Genomic DNA, 15,023 nt, shown 5'->3' on the forward strand with positions numbered 1-15,023 from the left:
CCGGATACCCGCCGGCCTGCAGCAACCCCAGCTCTGTCGCTGGACTGGCGTCAGCGGGTGGTGGTCAAGCCTCCGGTGACGCCGATGATCTCGCCCACGGTGTAGCTGGAGTCCGCCTCCGAGGCCAGGTATACGTACGCCGGCGCCATTTCCTCTGGCTGTCCCACGCGTCCCATCGGGCCCTCGCTGCCGAGCTGGGCGAGGCCTTCCTGCGGCATGTTCTGGTCGGCGATGTTGAGCACGGTCCAGGTGGGGCCTGGTGCTACCACGTTCGCGCGGATGCCGTCCTTGGCCAGGTGAAAGGCGATCGACTTGGTGAAGTTGATCAGCGCGGCCTTGCTGGCGGCGTAGTCGATCATCGTGTCGCTACCCTTGAGCGCTTCCTCCGAGGCGGTCGCGATGATGGCGTCACCCGCCTTCAGATGCGGGCGCGCAGCTTGCACGAGATGGAAGTACGCGTAGGTGTTCACCTTGAAGGACCGATCCCAGTCCTCGAAGGAGAGTTGCGACAGGTCCAGTTGGCTGTTCAGGTGTGCGGCGTTGTTCACCAGGATGTTCAGGCCACCCAGTTCCTGCACCGTCCGCTCGACGACTTCGCGGCAGAACGACGCGTCGGCCAGGTCGCCGGACAGCAGCAGGCACTTGCGGCCTTCGGCCTCCACTGCGCGACGGGTCTCTTCCGCGTCCGGTTGCTCCTCGGGCAGGTACACGATGGCGACGTCGGCGCCCTCACGCGCATAGAGCACCGCCACCGCCCGGCCGATACCCGAGTCGCCGCCCGTGATCAGCGCTACCTTGTCGCGGAGCTTGTCCGCCGCGCGGTAGCGTCGCGCCTGGTAGCGCGGCCTCGGCTCGACCTGCTGCTCGCTGCCGGGAGGCTCCTGCCGCTGCTTGGGGTAGGGCGGCGTGGGTTCCGAGAGGGTCTGCGAGTCCGTGCCGGGTTCTTTCCGGTCGTGCTCCACGTACGACAACCTCCTGACGTCTGCGGCGAAACCTGGCCCCATTACTGGTTGTGTCCGGGTTTCCCCTACGGCCTCACACCAAACTGGCGGTCGTGACTCGCGCGTCGTAGTAGACGTCGACCTTCACGTTGCTAACCGAATACGACGACTTGCGGGGCGGCCGCGGAGTACGACCGAATTCTGGGTCTCCAGCAGGTCGTCCCCGGCGCGGCGTCGTCATGCCGAGGCTGGGCAGTCGCGCGTAGCCGACGATCACCGTCCAGCAGCACCTTCGCCTCATCGTGTTCAACGCCGAGCCGGACTCGTCCTCAGCCGCCGCACTCGGCCTGCTCGCGGACATCGCTCCCCGTCACCATGGACACAGGGCACCGCTCGGCGTACCGGCTGATCCCCGCGACGCCGTCGTGGTCTGCGCGATCTCCTCGACCCTGATCAAGCGGCTGGTCGGTTTCATCGCAGCTCTGGGTGGTCGTTCGTCCAGCCGAGGTTGGCCATGTAGGTCCAGCGTGCGCCGTTTCCAGGGCACTCCCCCACCCAGCCGTGAAAGAAGACGCGCTCGCCGAGCACGTCGGCGCCGCCGGGGCCCCGCACCGCGCCGTCGAGGGTTTCGGTCGTCATCAGGGGCTGGACGGACTTGCTGAAGGGTCCCGTGAGCGAGGGGGACACGGCGTAGCCGGTAAAGTAGGTGTCGCCGCAGTATGGGCCGCCCGAGTAGAAGAGCACGTACTGCGTGGGGCGTTTGATCAGCACAGGTGCTTCGATCACGCCACTCTCGTCAGCGCGATCGTTGCGGATCAGTTCCTTGCGGGGGCCGACGAAGGTGATCCCGTCGGCCTGTACCTCCTGCAGCCAGATGATCGACGGGGGGCCGTTGTTCAGCGCGTTCCCGTCGTTCTTGTAGAGCAGGTATCTCTTTCCGCCGGTGTCGACGAAGCTCGCCGGGTCGATGTCGCCGCCCTCGCTCGGGTCGCAGACGAGGGGGCCGTTGCCGATGGGCCGGAACGGGCCGAGCGGTCCGGACGCGAGCGCGGCGCCGATGCACATGCGCGTGGGCGTGGTCGCGGCGCTCGGGGCCGTGAAGTACATGAGGTATTGGCCGTCCGCGCGCCGGGAGACGTCCGGCGCCCAGAAACCGCCTTCTTCCGCCGCCCAGGACGGCCGGGTGGGCAGGGCGTCCCGGCGTATGGTCCACGGTCCGGAGGCCGACGGCGCACTGGCGACCGGAACCGTGCCTGCCGGACTGCTGGTGGAGTACGCAAAGACGGTAGACCCGGCCTGGATCACGTCCGGGTCTGGGAAATCGGTGGCGATGACGGCCCTGGGACGTGCCGCGACCGCCGCCAGAACCGGGCCGACCTGCGCCATGACCGTCGTCAGCGTGGCGGTCAGCAGGACGGCACGTCCAGAAGACCGCATCACACCACGCCGTTCGCGCGCCGCGCCAGGTGCACCGGGCACGGGCGCGAACCGTGGTCGGATGGCTTCATCTCAGGTAGTTGAGGTCGCGCGTTCCGACCCAGGTCTGGTTGGTGATGCGGTAGTGATGTGCGGCTTCACTGCCCGCGTGCTCTGTGCCGACATTGACGGTGTCGGCCCGGGACCAGTCACCGTCGATCTTCTGGTCGACGAAGTAGGTGAACTCGTTGAAGTCCAATTCCGAGGACACGAACGTGTTGGTGATCGTGAGCTGGCGGCGCCCCACGGTCAGCACGGAGGGGAGGACGACGCTCTGGTTTTTCCAGACCCGAGGCCCCCCGTGCAGGGGTTGCCATACCGCGGCTAAGGCCCCGTTCACGGTGATGGTGGCGGTCTGCCCCGCGATGATGGCGTCCAGACGGCGAGTCAGCCTTATTTCTGTATGGGCGGGATCGACGGCCACGATGAATTGGCTCGACCCGCCGCTGCTGAACGCGCGACCGTCGTCGGTCAGGCGTCGGGGAGGGGAGCCTGGATCGGCGAACGCCAAAAGGCCGATGGCGGTGGCCAGAACAGTGGCGGCGATCAGCCCGACCAATAGTCCGATGCGTCGCCGAACAGGTTTCCGCCCGCGGACGGGCTTGTCCATGACTGGCTGCGTGTTCTGGCCGGCGATTGCGCTGCCGCCCGTGAGCTCGCCGGACGAGTGCTCAAGGACGGGCCCGCCCGGCTCCGTGCTGGACAGTTGCGCCACTGACACCTGCGTGGTCGAGACCGGCGCGGTGGAGACCGGCGCGGTGGGGAGCTGGGCGATTCTCACCCTTTCCCATGCCCGCGCCCAGTCGGCGAGCTGCTCCTCGGGCACCTGACATGCCCGCAGGAACGCCACCATCACCGCCTTCTTGGGGAACCTGCGTCCGGCCAGCATGTCCGAACAGGTGGCCCGCGCCAGCCGGGTCCCGCCCGCCTTGTTCGACCGCAGCTCCAGCTCCCGCAGCGACACATCGGCCCGCGCGTACTGCTCGGCCAGCAGCCTCGCCAGTTCCTCTCCGCACGTCACCGCGTCCAGCTCGGACCGGCGTACGGCCCGGAAGGCTTCTGGATCATCACTGATCGTCACGCCAGACCTCTGCGCTTGAGTTTCTCGGCTGTCCTGACGCCGATTATCCCTCAATCATGTCCGTACGTGTCCGGTCAGTGACTATGCGTGTCCAGAGTTGGCCGCCCGCCGTCCGAGCCCAGCCACGGCCCGGACGAAGCCGGACGAGCCCGTCCGACGCCCTGTTGGACACCCTCACCAGCGGGTTTTCCTCTTCCCAGGGCACCGGTCGGCCGCCGTCGCACCGCGACAGTCACCGACGGTGAGCAGACCCGCCCACACCGCAAGAACAGAGGCAGCCGAACACATGAGTCTCGCCGCCAGAAGCAGCGAGACGGATGGGAGAACCATGCACACCACCGCGAAAGCAGCCAGCACTGTGCTGGCCACCGCCGCCGCCGGCCTGCTGGCCCTGGGCGCCATGGGCGCCGCGGCCGGCGCCGACGCCACGGCGACCGCCAAGCCCGAGCCCGCCGCCACCCAGGGCACGACCAAGGTCCTCAAGGACCGCCAGACCCTGCCCGGCATGAAGTCCCTGAAGGGCCAGAGCGCCTCCAAGCGCATCGTTCTGAAGGGCTACACCTACGACAGTGTCTGGCACGACAACATGTCCTGGAGCGCCAACGTGCGCATCCACTCCGGCCAGTACGGCGCCTACACCAAGTGCAGCGACGGCAGCACGCGCTATGGCCCGAAGCAGGGCCCCGGGTACTGGAGGTTCGGCGGCAACTGTGAGGGCGCCGGTCACCTGACGGGCTTCGGCGTCTACGGCGAGGGTTGAGCGTAAGCCCGCTTCCGGGGTTCGCTTCCGGGGTTCGCTCCCCTGACCGCCCGGGCGGTCAGGGGAGCGCTCGATTTGCCGGGGCACATGAACGGGGCGCGGGCGCGAGCGGATGGCGAAGTCCTGCTGCGGTCGTCCGGCGGTACCGGCAGGTCATCCACTGGAGTCACCATCTGCGACCAGCCGCCGGGCGATGACCCGTCCCCGGCGCCCGATGCACGAAGAGCGTGCGGAGGACGTGAAAGCCGCCCTCCGCACGCTCCCCTCATCGTCGCGCTGAAGGGCACGCATTTCGGGGTCGATTCAAACCGGCGGGCGACAGGCTGCGCGTGATCAGCACACCGGCCACAACCTCCGGCACGACCCGCTCCACCACCACCGCCATTGACAGCCCCCGACCACCCAACCGGTTCCACTCCGGACACACCGCCCGGGTCGCCGGCGAGCTGTGCAGAATCACCGCCACCCAGGCCCGGCTCCGCCGCACCCACCGCCAATGCCGAGCCCGGCACGCCGCACTACAAAAGCGCGCATCCCGTCGCAACCAGCCCGGAAGCCAGTTCCCGCACCCCGGGCACCGCCGCGACTCGCCCTCGGTTCCCTCAAGCGTGAACGTGCTCAGCCACGCCGCCAACACCCGCACCGGCGCGAACTCCGTCCCGCAAACAAGAGCGGGCCTTCGTCACGGAACCGGTCATCCGCAGGGCGCCCGTGCGCGAATTACCTGAGTCTTGAGTAGTCCGCGCGCGGGCCACTCATTCGATCAGTGTCTACCTGATGAGGAGATCAGATGCGACGACGATTGGGCGCTGTCTTCGTGCTGCTGACCGCAGTGCTGGGAGGTTTGCTGTTCGGAGCGAGCGCCGCCCACGCGTCCGACCCCGTGTGCAGACCGGCGTTGACAAACACCCCCGATGTCGTTTGCGCCGTCCCTGCGGAATTCGACAATCGGCCGGTCGAGTCCATCGAATGGACGAGGGATGGTGACCCCCTTCCTCAGTTCGACGACATCCGGCAGATCCTGGTGAGCTGCAAACCCGGCCAGACGTTCGTGATCGGGCTGACGCTCCACTTGGCCGACGACCTCATTCCCAGCGTCGGGGACACGCAAGTCACGTGCCCGGGCAGCACGGCGCCGCCCCCGCGGATCAGCGGGTTCTTCTGCTACGCCGACGACCTCTACGGCAACCCCTTCTATTGCGACCTCTTCTGGGAGGGCGGCACCGACCCCGACGAGGTCCAGGTCAGTTCCAACGGCTCGCAGGCTCGCCGCACCAACGACTACGCCAACAACCACGTCTCCATCAGCGGCAGATGCGATCCGTACCAGGACACCCACGTCTCGGTCTCGGTCTACGACGCCGAAGGCCGCCACGCCGACGCCACCCAGGCCAGCTTCTGCCAGCGCAACTGATCACATCTCCGGCCGTCGCCGCCTTCCCCGCCAGATGCTCAGGCGGGCCTTGGTGAGTCGTGGAGGACTAGCGGCCGAGTTCATCCCGCTTTACCTGGTCGAGGAGGGCGGCGACGACCCCACCGGCAACCGCGCACCGCACACCGCGCACTTTCCGGGGACCCGGCTCACGCAACAGGCTTCCCCCGACAACACCGGACCGCACCACAACAACCCCGCCCGCAGCAGATCGTCGGGCTTTGAGCACAGGCTCCAAAGGTCAAGTAAGGCCGGGGGCGAACCCTGCCGGGCCATTTACGAACGTCATAGCCACCATGCGCATCACCACGACCGATTACCGCGAGCGAAGGTCAAGATGCGGAAGACGCTGCCCTCCGGGTCACGGAGATCGGGCCCGCGAGCGCCGTTGAATCCGCGTTCAGCCAGCCGTTCTGCACCGGGTGCGTCGCCCGCACCGCGGGGCGGCCACCGGGTCGCCGCGGGACTTCTCGTGTGTTAGCTGGGGAACATTCCGGTGGCGTTGACGAAGGAACCGGTCACGGCGCCGGCCTTGTCGGAGGCCAGGAACGCGGCCAGCTCCGCGATGTCGGCCAGTCGCGGTGAGCGGCGAAGCATCCGCATCTCATCCAACTGAGTGAGAAGTCCCTGAAAGGCCCCTTCATCGGCGAGGTTCAGGTTGTGGTCGGCCGTCCAGAGCTTTTCCCGCGACAAGGTGTCGGGGACTCCGGCCACCCACATGCCAAGAGCGCGGACACCGTGCGGCCCGACCTCAGCCGCGAGATTGCGGATGAAGGTGTCGATCGCCGCGTCGGCCGGTCCTGTGTTGCCCATCATCGGGCTGCCGTGGGCCGAGCCGCTGTTCAACGCCAGTATCACGCCGGATCCCTTTTCGATCATGTGCCGTGCCGCAGCCCGCGCGGTGATGAAGTTCGTCGTCACCCCGGTGGTGATGGCGCGGGTGAAGTCGGCGGTGGTCATCTCGGCCAATGGGATCCCCTGCACATCCCCGCGCGTGATGACGTTCAGGGACACATCGATGCCGCCTGCCGCGGCGACAACGCTGTTGGCGTGCTCGTCCACTGCCCGCTCGTCCAGGGCGTCGACCACGGCCACTTCAGCGGTGCCACCGGCATCGGTGATCTCTCCGGCCACCGCGTCGAGCTTGTCGCGGGTCCGCCCGGTCAGGAAGACTTTCGCCCCGTTACGGGCGAATGCCTTGGCGATACCGCCACCAAGCGAGCCACCCCCGCCGTAGATGATGGCGTTCTTGTTCTCCAGCATGCTCATGACTCCCGTTGTCGCGCAGTCCGGTGTCCACCATCACTGAGGTGATTCCGACCTTAACCGGCCGGGGGGTGGAGGGTGAGGATGGCCGCCACGAGCGCGGTCAGGCGGCTGGGTGAGCAGCGGGCCGTGCGCAGGATGTGCCATTGCTTAAGGGGCGCAGCGCCGCGTTCGCCCGAGCACGAACCTCGGCGTGGTGCCGGTTAAACCTGTAACCAGCAAGATCAGGATTGAATGGGCTCGCTGTCGAGGTCAGCGGTAAGCGCGCCAGGGCCACTTCGTGACCAGCGACGAAGCTCAGCAACACGAAGAGTCGACGCCGGGGGCGGTCGCCACATCCAGATTCACTAAAGGTGCCCCTCGCCTCGCCAGGCTTGGAGCACGATCGAGAAGGCGAGAGTGGTCCTGTGTCGTCCAGCGATGATTAGGGCGTAGTTCTGGTATGTGCGGTGGTGTCTCGCAGCATGTCGCAGCCGGGGCAAGGCGTGCCGGGACGGGGTCGCTTCGTGCTGAAATGCCGGTCAGCGTTGGAAGTAGAGCCGGATGGTGGTCGAGCCGGGCCTTGTGTGCATTCGGGTGAGGTCGGCGAGCTGGTTGATCAGCAGCAGGCCGCGCCCGCCGGGACTGTCAGAAGGGACGGGACGGCGACCGGCCAGTGGGTCAGAGATATGACCGTGGTCGGTGGTCTGGCAGATCAAGTGCTGCGGTTCGGTCCAGATCCGCAGGGTTCCGTGGCCGCCGCCGTGCATCAGGGTGTTGGCGGTCAGCTCGTTGACGGCGAGTTCGGCGTCTAGGACCCGATCGGCTGGCAGACCGGCGCGTCTGGCGTGCCGAATGACCAGCTCCCGGGCCGTGTCCAAGGACGCAGAATCGTAGTCCAGCTCGGTGATCTGGGTGTCGGCGGGCGCGGGGAGCGGCTGGTTGGTGGCGCGGACGACTTCGTCGGCCGCGTACCGGTCGCTGGCACGTTCGCCGTCGACGTCGGCCAGGACCGGGTGTGTGGCGGCGGCGTCGGCCAGGATCTGCGGGGCCAGCGCCTCGGCGTCATAGGGGCACAAGATCGTCGCGTGTCGTCCGGTGAAGGCGTGGTTGATCAACGCCTCATGCTGCAGGCACGCGGGGTATTCGGTAGTGCTGCGGTCCGGCCAGATCGGCTCGCCGATGATCCGCACCCGTCGGCCGGGGTGGGTGTCGGCGAACGCGCGCAGCACACCGGGGATGATCCGGCCCGGGTTGCGGCCCGCCTCCCCCATGTCCAGCAGCATCACCTGGTCGGCGGCGGCACCGAGCTCGTTGCGCAGCAGCGCGAGGTTGGGCTCGGGCACCGCGGCGGCGACCGGCTCCCCCGCGGCCAGACCGTCTTCCAGGAACGGCACGGTGCCGGCCATGTAGTCGGCGCGGCTCCGGTAGAACAACGCGGGGTGATGGAAGGGGTCGGCGATTGCGTCGCCGTGCGTCTGTGGTTCTGGATGGTTGGGGGCGTTCATCGCCGGGCCACCTCGATTCCCGCCGCCTCCGGCCACAGTAGGTCAAGGATCCGGCACAGTGCCGGGGGCGGATCGTGGAGCACCACACGGCCGCGCGGGGTCAGCCGCTGCGCGGTCGCGGCCACGGCCGCGGCGCCGCCCGCGTCCACCATGCGCAGGCCTGACAGCTCCAGATGGATGTCTGGCTCCGCCACCGCCAGCTTCACCGACGCCAGCTTCTCCAGTGTGCCAGTCCACACCGTCCGATTGCTGATGTTGATTTCGCCGGTGACCTTCAGCCCGGGACGACCCGTCAGCGGCTCCAGAACCAGACGGGTCACCGGTCCCACACTCCCGTGGCCCCGCCCCCGCCCCAACCGGCGGGCCTGCCAAGGACGGCCATCGCGCACCACCGCCTCTCCCTGCCTCCCCGGCCTACCTGGACGAACCGCAGCCGGGCCTAGTTGACGCCCTGTTATGCCCACAGATCGCCCGCCCACACCGGCACGACCCTTGATATTCGGGAGGCCGCTGCGAATACGCGCACAACCCGGCGCGCCCGTCCCAGCACCTAGGGCAGTGCCTCACCGGGCGACCAGCGCCAGGTGGCCGGACGCCAGGTGGCCAGTGTCTGGCGGGAGGTGACGGCTGGAATGGCGGCACCAGCGACTGGCCGTCGCCGGGCGAGGGATCACCGTGAGCGGACGAGCACCGGACGAGGGAACACCTGGCGGTGGTGCGCGGCGACGAAGGGCCGGAACCCGCCGGTGAGCGGTTCGCGGGACCACGTTGCGGGTGATGGTGTAGGACGTTCACGCCTGGGCGGTCGGGAGTGCCTCGCATACACGCACATGCCTAACGACTCCGGTCCTGGTCAGCAGCCTGCCCACCCGCGGTCACGGCGGCCGCAGCAATACGTCGGCACTAGCGGGTACTCGCGCGCTGCGCAGCCGGACGATCCCATCGACCCGCGAGGAGTCACAGAAATTGACCTGCGACAGTCGCGGTCGGCCCTGCTCGATCACCGCCTCGGGCAGCAGCCGTCCGATCCAGGGGAACCGAGGAGGGCGGCAACGCGCCCAAGGCGGCGCCCGCGACCACAGCGACCAGCGCCAAGGCGACCGCGAAGCGGACGGCACGAGGCGACGGCGGACGGACGGCTCGGCGTCGCGCAGTCGATCCGCGGCCGCGTCCGGGACCTGGGCGGCACAGACACAGGCCGGACCCTACGGGGCGCTATCGCCACCCGGCAGATCAGCCTCGGCGACGAGATAGCCGTCGATTACACACGCGGCGGCACCCAACCCCTCTGGTTCACCCCCCATCGCCGCCCTGGCCAGTCCTCAACGACACTGGCCGTCCGGCATCCGCCGTGATCGGCGGTCTTCGGCGCGCGACGTGGATCGCTACGAGCAGCGCCAGAGCGGTCGTCAGGTTGAGCCCCTCAGTCACGACTCGACGTGCCATCGGGCGAGGGGCCCGGACAGGAGGCGGAGCCGAGAGCGCTCTTCGCCGTCAGATCAGCCGTCGCATGGGTCTCGCAGCCAAGCGACGCCGTCCTCAAGTGACGTCGAGAGGCGTGGCGTGTCGCGGTACGAGCCTGCCTGGGGGCGGGATCACGATTGGGGTCGGCCGTCCGCGAATATCCGGCTTGGAAGCCATGGTGGAAGAGTGTCGGGAACTTGGAAGGTGGCCAGCTCGACAACCGCCCGGTCGAGCTTCGCCATAACCCCTCGGCGCATGCGCCATCGGCCGATGGTCGAGGTGTCCTTCAGCGAGTCGACGGCCTCCCGCGCGAGCTCGTTAAGTCTCTTACAGACTTCGAGGTACCCATCGGACTCGGGCCAGTGGTCGGTGTCTCCGAGTTCCAGCAGCCGTTCCACGGTGAAGACATGCCCTCTCAGGCAAGCCAACGCCTTCTTGGCCTTTAGATGATCGTGGCTGGGACGACCCCGCTGGGAGCTGATCCGTCGCGTGACCGTGAGCAGGTTCCGGGCCTCGGTGCGGACTCCACTGTCAGCCGCATGGAGAACAGCAGCGATGTCAGGGGCCGCCGTCTTCGATCTTGCCGCCCGGACAACCTCCAACCCGATCATGCCGGTGAGGATTTCAATGACCTTCTTGGTGACTTCCTTGTTGAGGGTGTCATCGACGGCGAGTACCGTCAGGCCGACTGCGGCGGTTGCCACGACGAGATTCGACAGCAGATCGACGACCGCGTGCAGCACGCGCCCGGCACGTTCACGCCACTGGGTGTCGTCGGGATCGGCGTCCTCAAGCAATTCATCGATCACCGTGAGGGCCAAGTCCAGGAGCTCTTTCAGCCCAGCGCCACCGTCACCACCTGAACCGTCATCATCGCGGCGAAGCGGAGCGCTTTGGATTCGTTCACGACGGAGCCTTCGTCGTAGTTCCTTGAGGCGCTCAGCGATCGACGGAGCCAGGCCAATGCCGTGCCTGCCCAGTTCTTTGACGATGTCGAGCTCCAGCAGCACTTCAACGGCCGCACCCGATTGACCTGGTCTGACCTCCAGGAGCCCCCATACGTCCAGTTCGGTACGGAGACTGTGAATGGCGGTCCGCGCGGTCCGCAAGGCCGGCACCAGCGGGTCAGGAAGTGCCGCCGCCTCCTGAAGTTTCAGCGTGTGCCGCATCAGATCATCGACCTGGCCCTTCATCCGTCGCCGCACCCATCGCCGATCCAATTTCTCGCGAAGATACTGGGTGGCCGGGATGAAAGGGTTCCAAGTGGAGGGAGGAGCTGACGTGCTGTAGAAGAACTCGCGGCGATCTTGGAAACGCTCTTGTCCCACCTTCAGCCTCCATGAGAGCCCACCCGACACGATAGTGGGGCGTGTGGGTGCAATGCCTCCTACTAAAGAGACGCAGCAAGGGACAGAGCGGTTTCTGAGTGGTTCCCTCCGTAGAAGGACGTGGCTGCGGTTGAGTGACCGTGGCGATCAAAGGTGCGGCCGTACGCGCTCAGGCGAACGGCATCACCCTTCGGATCATGCTGGCCGATGGTGGTTCAAGTCGGCCCTACCCGCGACACAGCTTGATCGGACGGGGCGGGCACCCTGAGCCGGTCCTAGGATTGGGGCTGGGTGAGTCGATTCGCGTGGGTGGGCACAGCTTTGTTCTGGCCTGCAACTCGCCGAGTGCCTCATTTCCCTGGGACGCTTTGGCAGCCAAGGCGTCAGGACCGGGCTGTCCGAGTGGGTCATGGCCGCCGGCGCTCGTGTGCTCGGTCGAAAAGGATCAGCGGAATAGCGCTGGCGGCGATGACGGCTCCGACCACACAGACAGCGGTGAGACCAGCTCCCTGGGTGAGGACGATCCCTGCCAGAGCTGGGGTGATGCTGATGCCCAGTTGGAACGCTGAGACAGTCGTGGCGCCGGCCAGGGTAGGTGCGTGCGCGGCGAGTGCGAACACCCGGCCGTAGATAGCCGGGTTCAGCACAAAGGCCGCAATGCCCAGCAGGAATACGGTAGGAGCCGCTGCCCAACTCTGCTGGATGGCAAGCACCAGCCCGGCTGACAGGACCGCTGTGGCCACGGCTCCGGACAACAGCGCGGCGTGGGGCCGCCTGTCAGAGATGCGGCCACCGACTGATAGGCCGATAAAGGCGCCGATCCCGAAGAGCGCGAGAACCGCCGGGATCCAAGCTTCCAGCAGCCGAGTGACGTCAGCGAGCATCGCGGCGAGGTAATTGTAGGTGATCATGTAAGCGGCGGTAGTGAGGATGGTGATCGCCCAGATACCCCAGAGCCTCGGGTTGCGGATGTTGGCCAGTTCTTGCGAAACCGTGGGCTTTGCAATTGAGGCACGTCCGGGGTTCGGGCTCGCGTTCGGGATCGCGAGCAAGCAGCCGAGGAGGCCAACGACAGTGAGGGCTACAACAGCCCAGAACCCTCCTCGCCACTGGGTGAAGTGGCTCATTAGAGTGCCTGTTGGGCCGCCGGCGACCATGGCGATGCTGAGACCGCTGATCACAACGCCCGAGGCGCGGGCGTTGCGGTCTGGAGGGACGAGGCTGATGGCGGTCACCGTTGCGACGGCGAAGAAGCCGGCGTAGGCGACACCTGCCACCGCCCTGGTGAGAAGAAGGACCGTGTAGTCGCCCAGCAATCCCGCAGCGACGCTCGCCGCGAAGACACCCTGAGCGGTCATCAGCGCGGTGCGTCGTGGCCAATGCAGGCTGAGCACGGCGAACGGTGGGCCGCCGATCACGACGCCAAGCGCGAACGCGGTGATCAAGTATCCGGCTGAGGAAAGTGATACGTCCAGGTCAGTTGCTACCGCTGGGAGGACACCGGCCAGAAGGAACTCCGCGCTTCCCATCGCGAACAGGCAGAACCCGAGCAAGTACACACCAGCAGGCAGTCTGCTGGACGTGGACTTGCGGGACGTCTCCGTGGTGGTGCCGGTCATCAGCCTTCACCCCCGAAGGCCGTGACCGACCCGGACAGTTCACTTTCCAGCAGCCGGCTCGACATCGCGATACCCGCCCCGGAGCCGGCACCGGCAGCCGTGACGACCTGGGCGCGCTGATCGACCACGTTCCCCGCCGCCCACAAGCCCTCGACGCTCATGGCCCCTGAAGCATCGACGGTGACCAAGCCACTCGCCGGATCAGCCTGAACGTCCGACGTGGTCAAGATGGCCTCATGGGGTACCGGGCGGGGAGCGACGAAGATGGCCTCACATCTGAGAGACGTCCCGGTGTCCATCTCGACGATGACCGACGGGTCGCCGTCACGCGCCGGTGCCCGTGTTGAGACTCGCTCCTCTTGCACGTCGAGAACGTTCACGTCGTAGGCCGTCAGGCGCTGTCGCTCGGTCCCCTCGAGGTCGGCTTCATTCACGCACAGCATCGCCGAGGTGCTGTGGCGGCGCATGAGGGCCGCCAGATGCACCGACCACGCGCCCACGGTTGAGCCGATCACCGCGATCTGGTGGTCGCCCACGTCGTAGCCATGGCGGTGAGGGCACTGGTGCACCGCCGATGCCCACCTCTCGGTCAGTCCGAGGATGTCAGGCAGCTCATCGGTCAGCCCCATGGCCACGAGCAGCCACCTGCCGCGAACGATGCTCCCGTCAGCGAGCCGCAGGACGAACGTGCCATCGGTGGCGCGTTCCGCCTCGGCCACGGTCGCCTGCACGATCGAGGCGCCATAACCGAAGAGTTCTTCCTGCCCGGCAGCCTGGAAGCCGCTGGGCAGATACCCGTGCATGTGCGCTCCGGGGGCACCGCCGCCGACGATGACGCTGTCCCAGATCCGTTCTACGTTCGGTTCGCCCGACGAGATTGTCGTTGTACCCATGTGGACCACCTCCGCGGAGAGGATCCGAACCAGGCACCGGGATTGACAACTTTTGTTGCCGTTTCCGGGACGGATTGGCTGACTACTCCCTGTGGGTGATCAGCCCAGCGTCGGCGCCGTGTTCGAACACATCGCACCGCGCCTACGCGCCGCCCCGCGAGAAGAAGAACCGCAGCCTGGCCGACCTCGCTCGCGCCACCGGAATCTCCACAAGCACCCTGTCCCGCCTCGAATCAGGCCAGCGCAAACCCAGCCTCGAGCTGCCTCTCCCGATCACAGCAGTTCTGGGTTTTCCGCTCGACGAGATCGTCGCCGCCCCGCCGATCTGAACCGTTGCCTCTCGGGCGAGACGGTCAAGGTAGAAGCGGAGCGAGCGCCCAGGATCTGTATTACCGCCAGCCTGCCCATGATCGTGGACAGAACTAAGCGTCACCTGCAGCACATAATAGAAGAACACTGTTAGCGCGCCGAGCACCAAGACAATAGAGGCAACACGCAACGGCATGGCATACCAGGGTCTCGTCGGAGTGGGGGGACTTCAGCTTGGCTTGCGTTACCACCATCGCTCCTTGACGCTCACTCGCTGCTATTTGAGCATGCGCTCACATATGCCTGGAGTTCATGGCGATAAACCTCCACCTCCGGCATGGCATTGAAAAGCCGGAATGGTGAGGCCGGGGACGGAGCCGCTCTATTCTACGGCTGAACCGCGGGCCGTCAGTGGCCGTGTGAGCGGCCGCTGCAGACGTTCGACGTCCCCGGACATGGGTCCATGACCGGGGACGTCGGCCGTATCCGGCCAGCGAGTAATGATCGTCTTCCTGGCGGGTAAGCACGTCGTCTCATCTGCGGAGGTGACAGATCGTGTTGACCGTCGGAACTCCCAGCCTGCTCCAGCCGGCCGAGACCTCACCCGACGAATCCGCCCCGGCATCTGCCAACCGGCTAGGCATCCGCACCGAGCACCATGGCCGAGCCGTGATCGTCTACATCGACGGCGAGCTCTACCACCGCACCGCCGACCTGCTGCGCGACCACGTCCTGACCATCACCGGCACGCCGAGCCGCCCGGACCGGGTGATCCTGGACCTGGACCGGGTCAGCTTCTGCGATTCCTCCGGCCTCGGCGCCCTGATCACCGTCTGGAAGGCCGTCCACGCTCGCCGCAGGAACCTGGTCGTCTCCCGCCCTTCGGAAGTGTGCCGCCGGCTGCTGCAGCGCACCGGCCTGGACCAGTACCTCACAATCAGCCCCACCCTCAGGCACGCCCTCACCC

13 protein-coding genes are annotated in these 15,023 nt (G+C 67.0%); 4 read left to right on the plus strand and 9 right to left on the minus strand.

Translation table 11 applies throughout. The annotated features are described in order from the left end of the window. Positions 1 to 50: 50 nt before the first annotated feature. The 3 genes from E1287_RS17590 to E1287_RS17600 form a co-directional block, all read right to left on the minus strand. Positions 51 to 962, minus strand: a complete 912-nt coding sequence (locus tag E1287_RS17590; RefSeq protein ID WP_243719138.1) for an SDR family oxidoreductase — start codon at positions 960 to 962, stop codon at positions 51 to 53. Between the two features lie 450 nt (positions 963 to 1,412). Then, positions 1,413 to 2,420 (minus strand): glycoside hydrolase family 43 protein, encoded by a 1,008-nt coding sequence (locus E1287_RS17595; RefSeq protein WP_131966027.1) that lies wholly within the window; start codon positions 2,418 to 2,420, stop codon positions 1,413 to 1,415. Between the two features lie 25 nt (positions 2,421 to 2,445). Next, positions 2,446 to 3,552 carry a phage tail assembly protein gene (locus E1287_RS17600; protein WP_131966028.1) on the minus strand — a complete coding sequence of 369 codons (1,107 nt, stop codon included), beginning with the start codon at positions 3,550 to 3,552 and terminating at the stop codon, positions 2,446 to 2,448. A gap of 274 nt (positions 3,553 to 3,826) precedes the next feature. On the opposite strand from E1287_RS17600, the gene E1287_RS17605 reads away from it, so the two are divergent. After that, complete coding sequence (locus E1287_RS17605) at positions 3,827 to 4,258, plus strand: hypothetical protein (protein ID WP_131966029.1); 432 nt, start codon at positions 3,827 to 3,829, stop codon at positions 4,256 to 4,258. Positions 4,259 to 5,075: 817 nt separating this feature from the next. After that, entirely contained in the window at positions 5,076 to 5,672 is a 597-nt protein-coding gene (locus E1287_RS17615) for a hypothetical protein (RefSeq protein WP_131966031.1), read from the plus strand. A gap of 495 nt (positions 5,673 to 6,167) precedes the next feature. On the opposite strand, the gene E1287_RS17620 is transcribed toward E1287_RS17615, so the two are convergent. The 6 genes from E1287_RS17620 to E1287_RS17650 all read right to left on the minus strand — a co-directional run bounded on the left by E1287_RS17620 (position 6,168) and on the right by E1287_RS17650 (position 13,747). Next, complete coding sequence (locus E1287_RS17620) at positions 6,168 to 6,959, minus strand: SDR family oxidoreductase (RefSeq protein WP_207934277.1); 792 nt, start codon at positions 6,957 to 6,959, stop codon at positions 6,168 to 6,170. 518 nt (positions 6,960 to 7,477) lie between these two features. Beyond that, positions 7,478 to 8,443, minus strand: a complete 966-nt coding sequence (locus tag E1287_RS17625) for a sensor histidine kinase (protein WP_131966032.1) — start codon at positions 8,441 to 8,443, stop codon at positions 7,478 to 7,480. Next, complete coding sequence (locus tag E1287_RS17630) at positions 8,440 to 8,763, minus strand: STAS domain-containing protein (RefSeq protein ID WP_207934278.1); 324 nt, start codon at positions 8,761 to 8,763, stop codon at positions 8,440 to 8,442. Before E1287_RS17630 ends, E1287_RS17625 begins: the two co-directional genes overlap by 4 nt. A 1,275-nt stretch (positions 8,764 to 10,038) precedes the next feature. Next, on the minus strand, positions 10,039 to 11,235 hold the full coding sequence (locus tag E1287_RS17640) for a hypothetical protein (protein WP_131966035.1): 1,197 nt from the start codon (positions 11,233 to 11,235) through the stop codon (positions 10,039 to 10,041). A gap of 407 nt (positions 11,236 to 11,642) precedes the next feature. Beyond that, the gene (locus tag E1287_RS17645) at positions 11,643 to 12,854 is read right to left on the minus strand and encodes an MFS transporter (RefSeq protein ID WP_131966036.1); all 1,212 of its coding nucleotides are present in this window, start codon (positions 12,852 to 12,854) and stop codon (positions 11,643 to 11,645) included. Further along, positions 12,854 to 13,747, minus strand: coding sequence for an FAD-dependent oxidoreductase (locus E1287_RS17650; RefSeq protein ID WP_131966037.1), 894 nt, complete (start codon positions 13,745 to 13,747; stop codon positions 12,854 to 12,856). Before E1287_RS17650 ends, E1287_RS17645 begins: the two co-directional genes overlap by 1 nt. Positions 13,748 to 13,821: 74 nt before the next feature. On the opposite strand from E1287_RS17650, the gene E1287_RS17655 reads away from it, so the two are divergent. Both E1287_RS17655 and E1287_RS17660 read left to right on the plus strand, forming a co-directional pair. Further along, positions 13,822 to 14,076, plus strand: coding sequence for a helix-turn-helix transcriptional regulator (locus E1287_RS17655; protein ID WP_207934279.1), 255 nt, complete (start codon positions 13,822 to 13,824; stop codon positions 14,074 to 14,076). Positions 14,077 to 14,611: 535 nt separating this feature from the next. Next, a partial coding sequence (locus E1287_RS17660; RefSeq protein WP_131966038.1) for an STAS domain-containing protein occupies positions 14,612 to 15,023 on the plus strand: 412 nt, incomplete at its 3' end.

Source organism: Actinomadura sp. KC06 (assembly GCF_004348735.1).
In the GTDB taxonomy this organism is placed as follows: domain Bacteria; phylum Actinomycetota; class Actinomycetes; order Streptosporangiales; family Streptosporangiaceae; genus Spirillospora.

Coding starts and splice junctions, on each gene's coding strand:
- E1287_RS17645 (WP_131966036.1), bottom strand. CDS start 12,854: ATGACCGGCACCACCACGGAGACGTCCCGCAAGTCCACGTCCAGCAGA.
- E1287_RS17625 (WP_131966032.1), bottom strand. CDS start 8,443: ATGAACGCCCCCAACCATCCAGAACCACAGACGCACGGCGACGCAATC.
- E1287_RS17620 (WP_207934277.1), bottom strand. CDS start 6,959: ATGAGCATGCTGGAGAACAAGAACGCCATCATCTACGGCGGGGGTGGC.
- E1287_RS17605 (WP_131966029.1), top strand. CDS start 3,827: ATGCACACCACCGCGAAAGCAGCCAGCACTGTGCTGGCCACCGCCGCC.
- E1287_RS17650 (WP_131966037.1), bottom strand. CDS start 13,747: ATGGGTACAACGACAATCTCGTCGGGCGAACCGAACGTAGAACGGATC.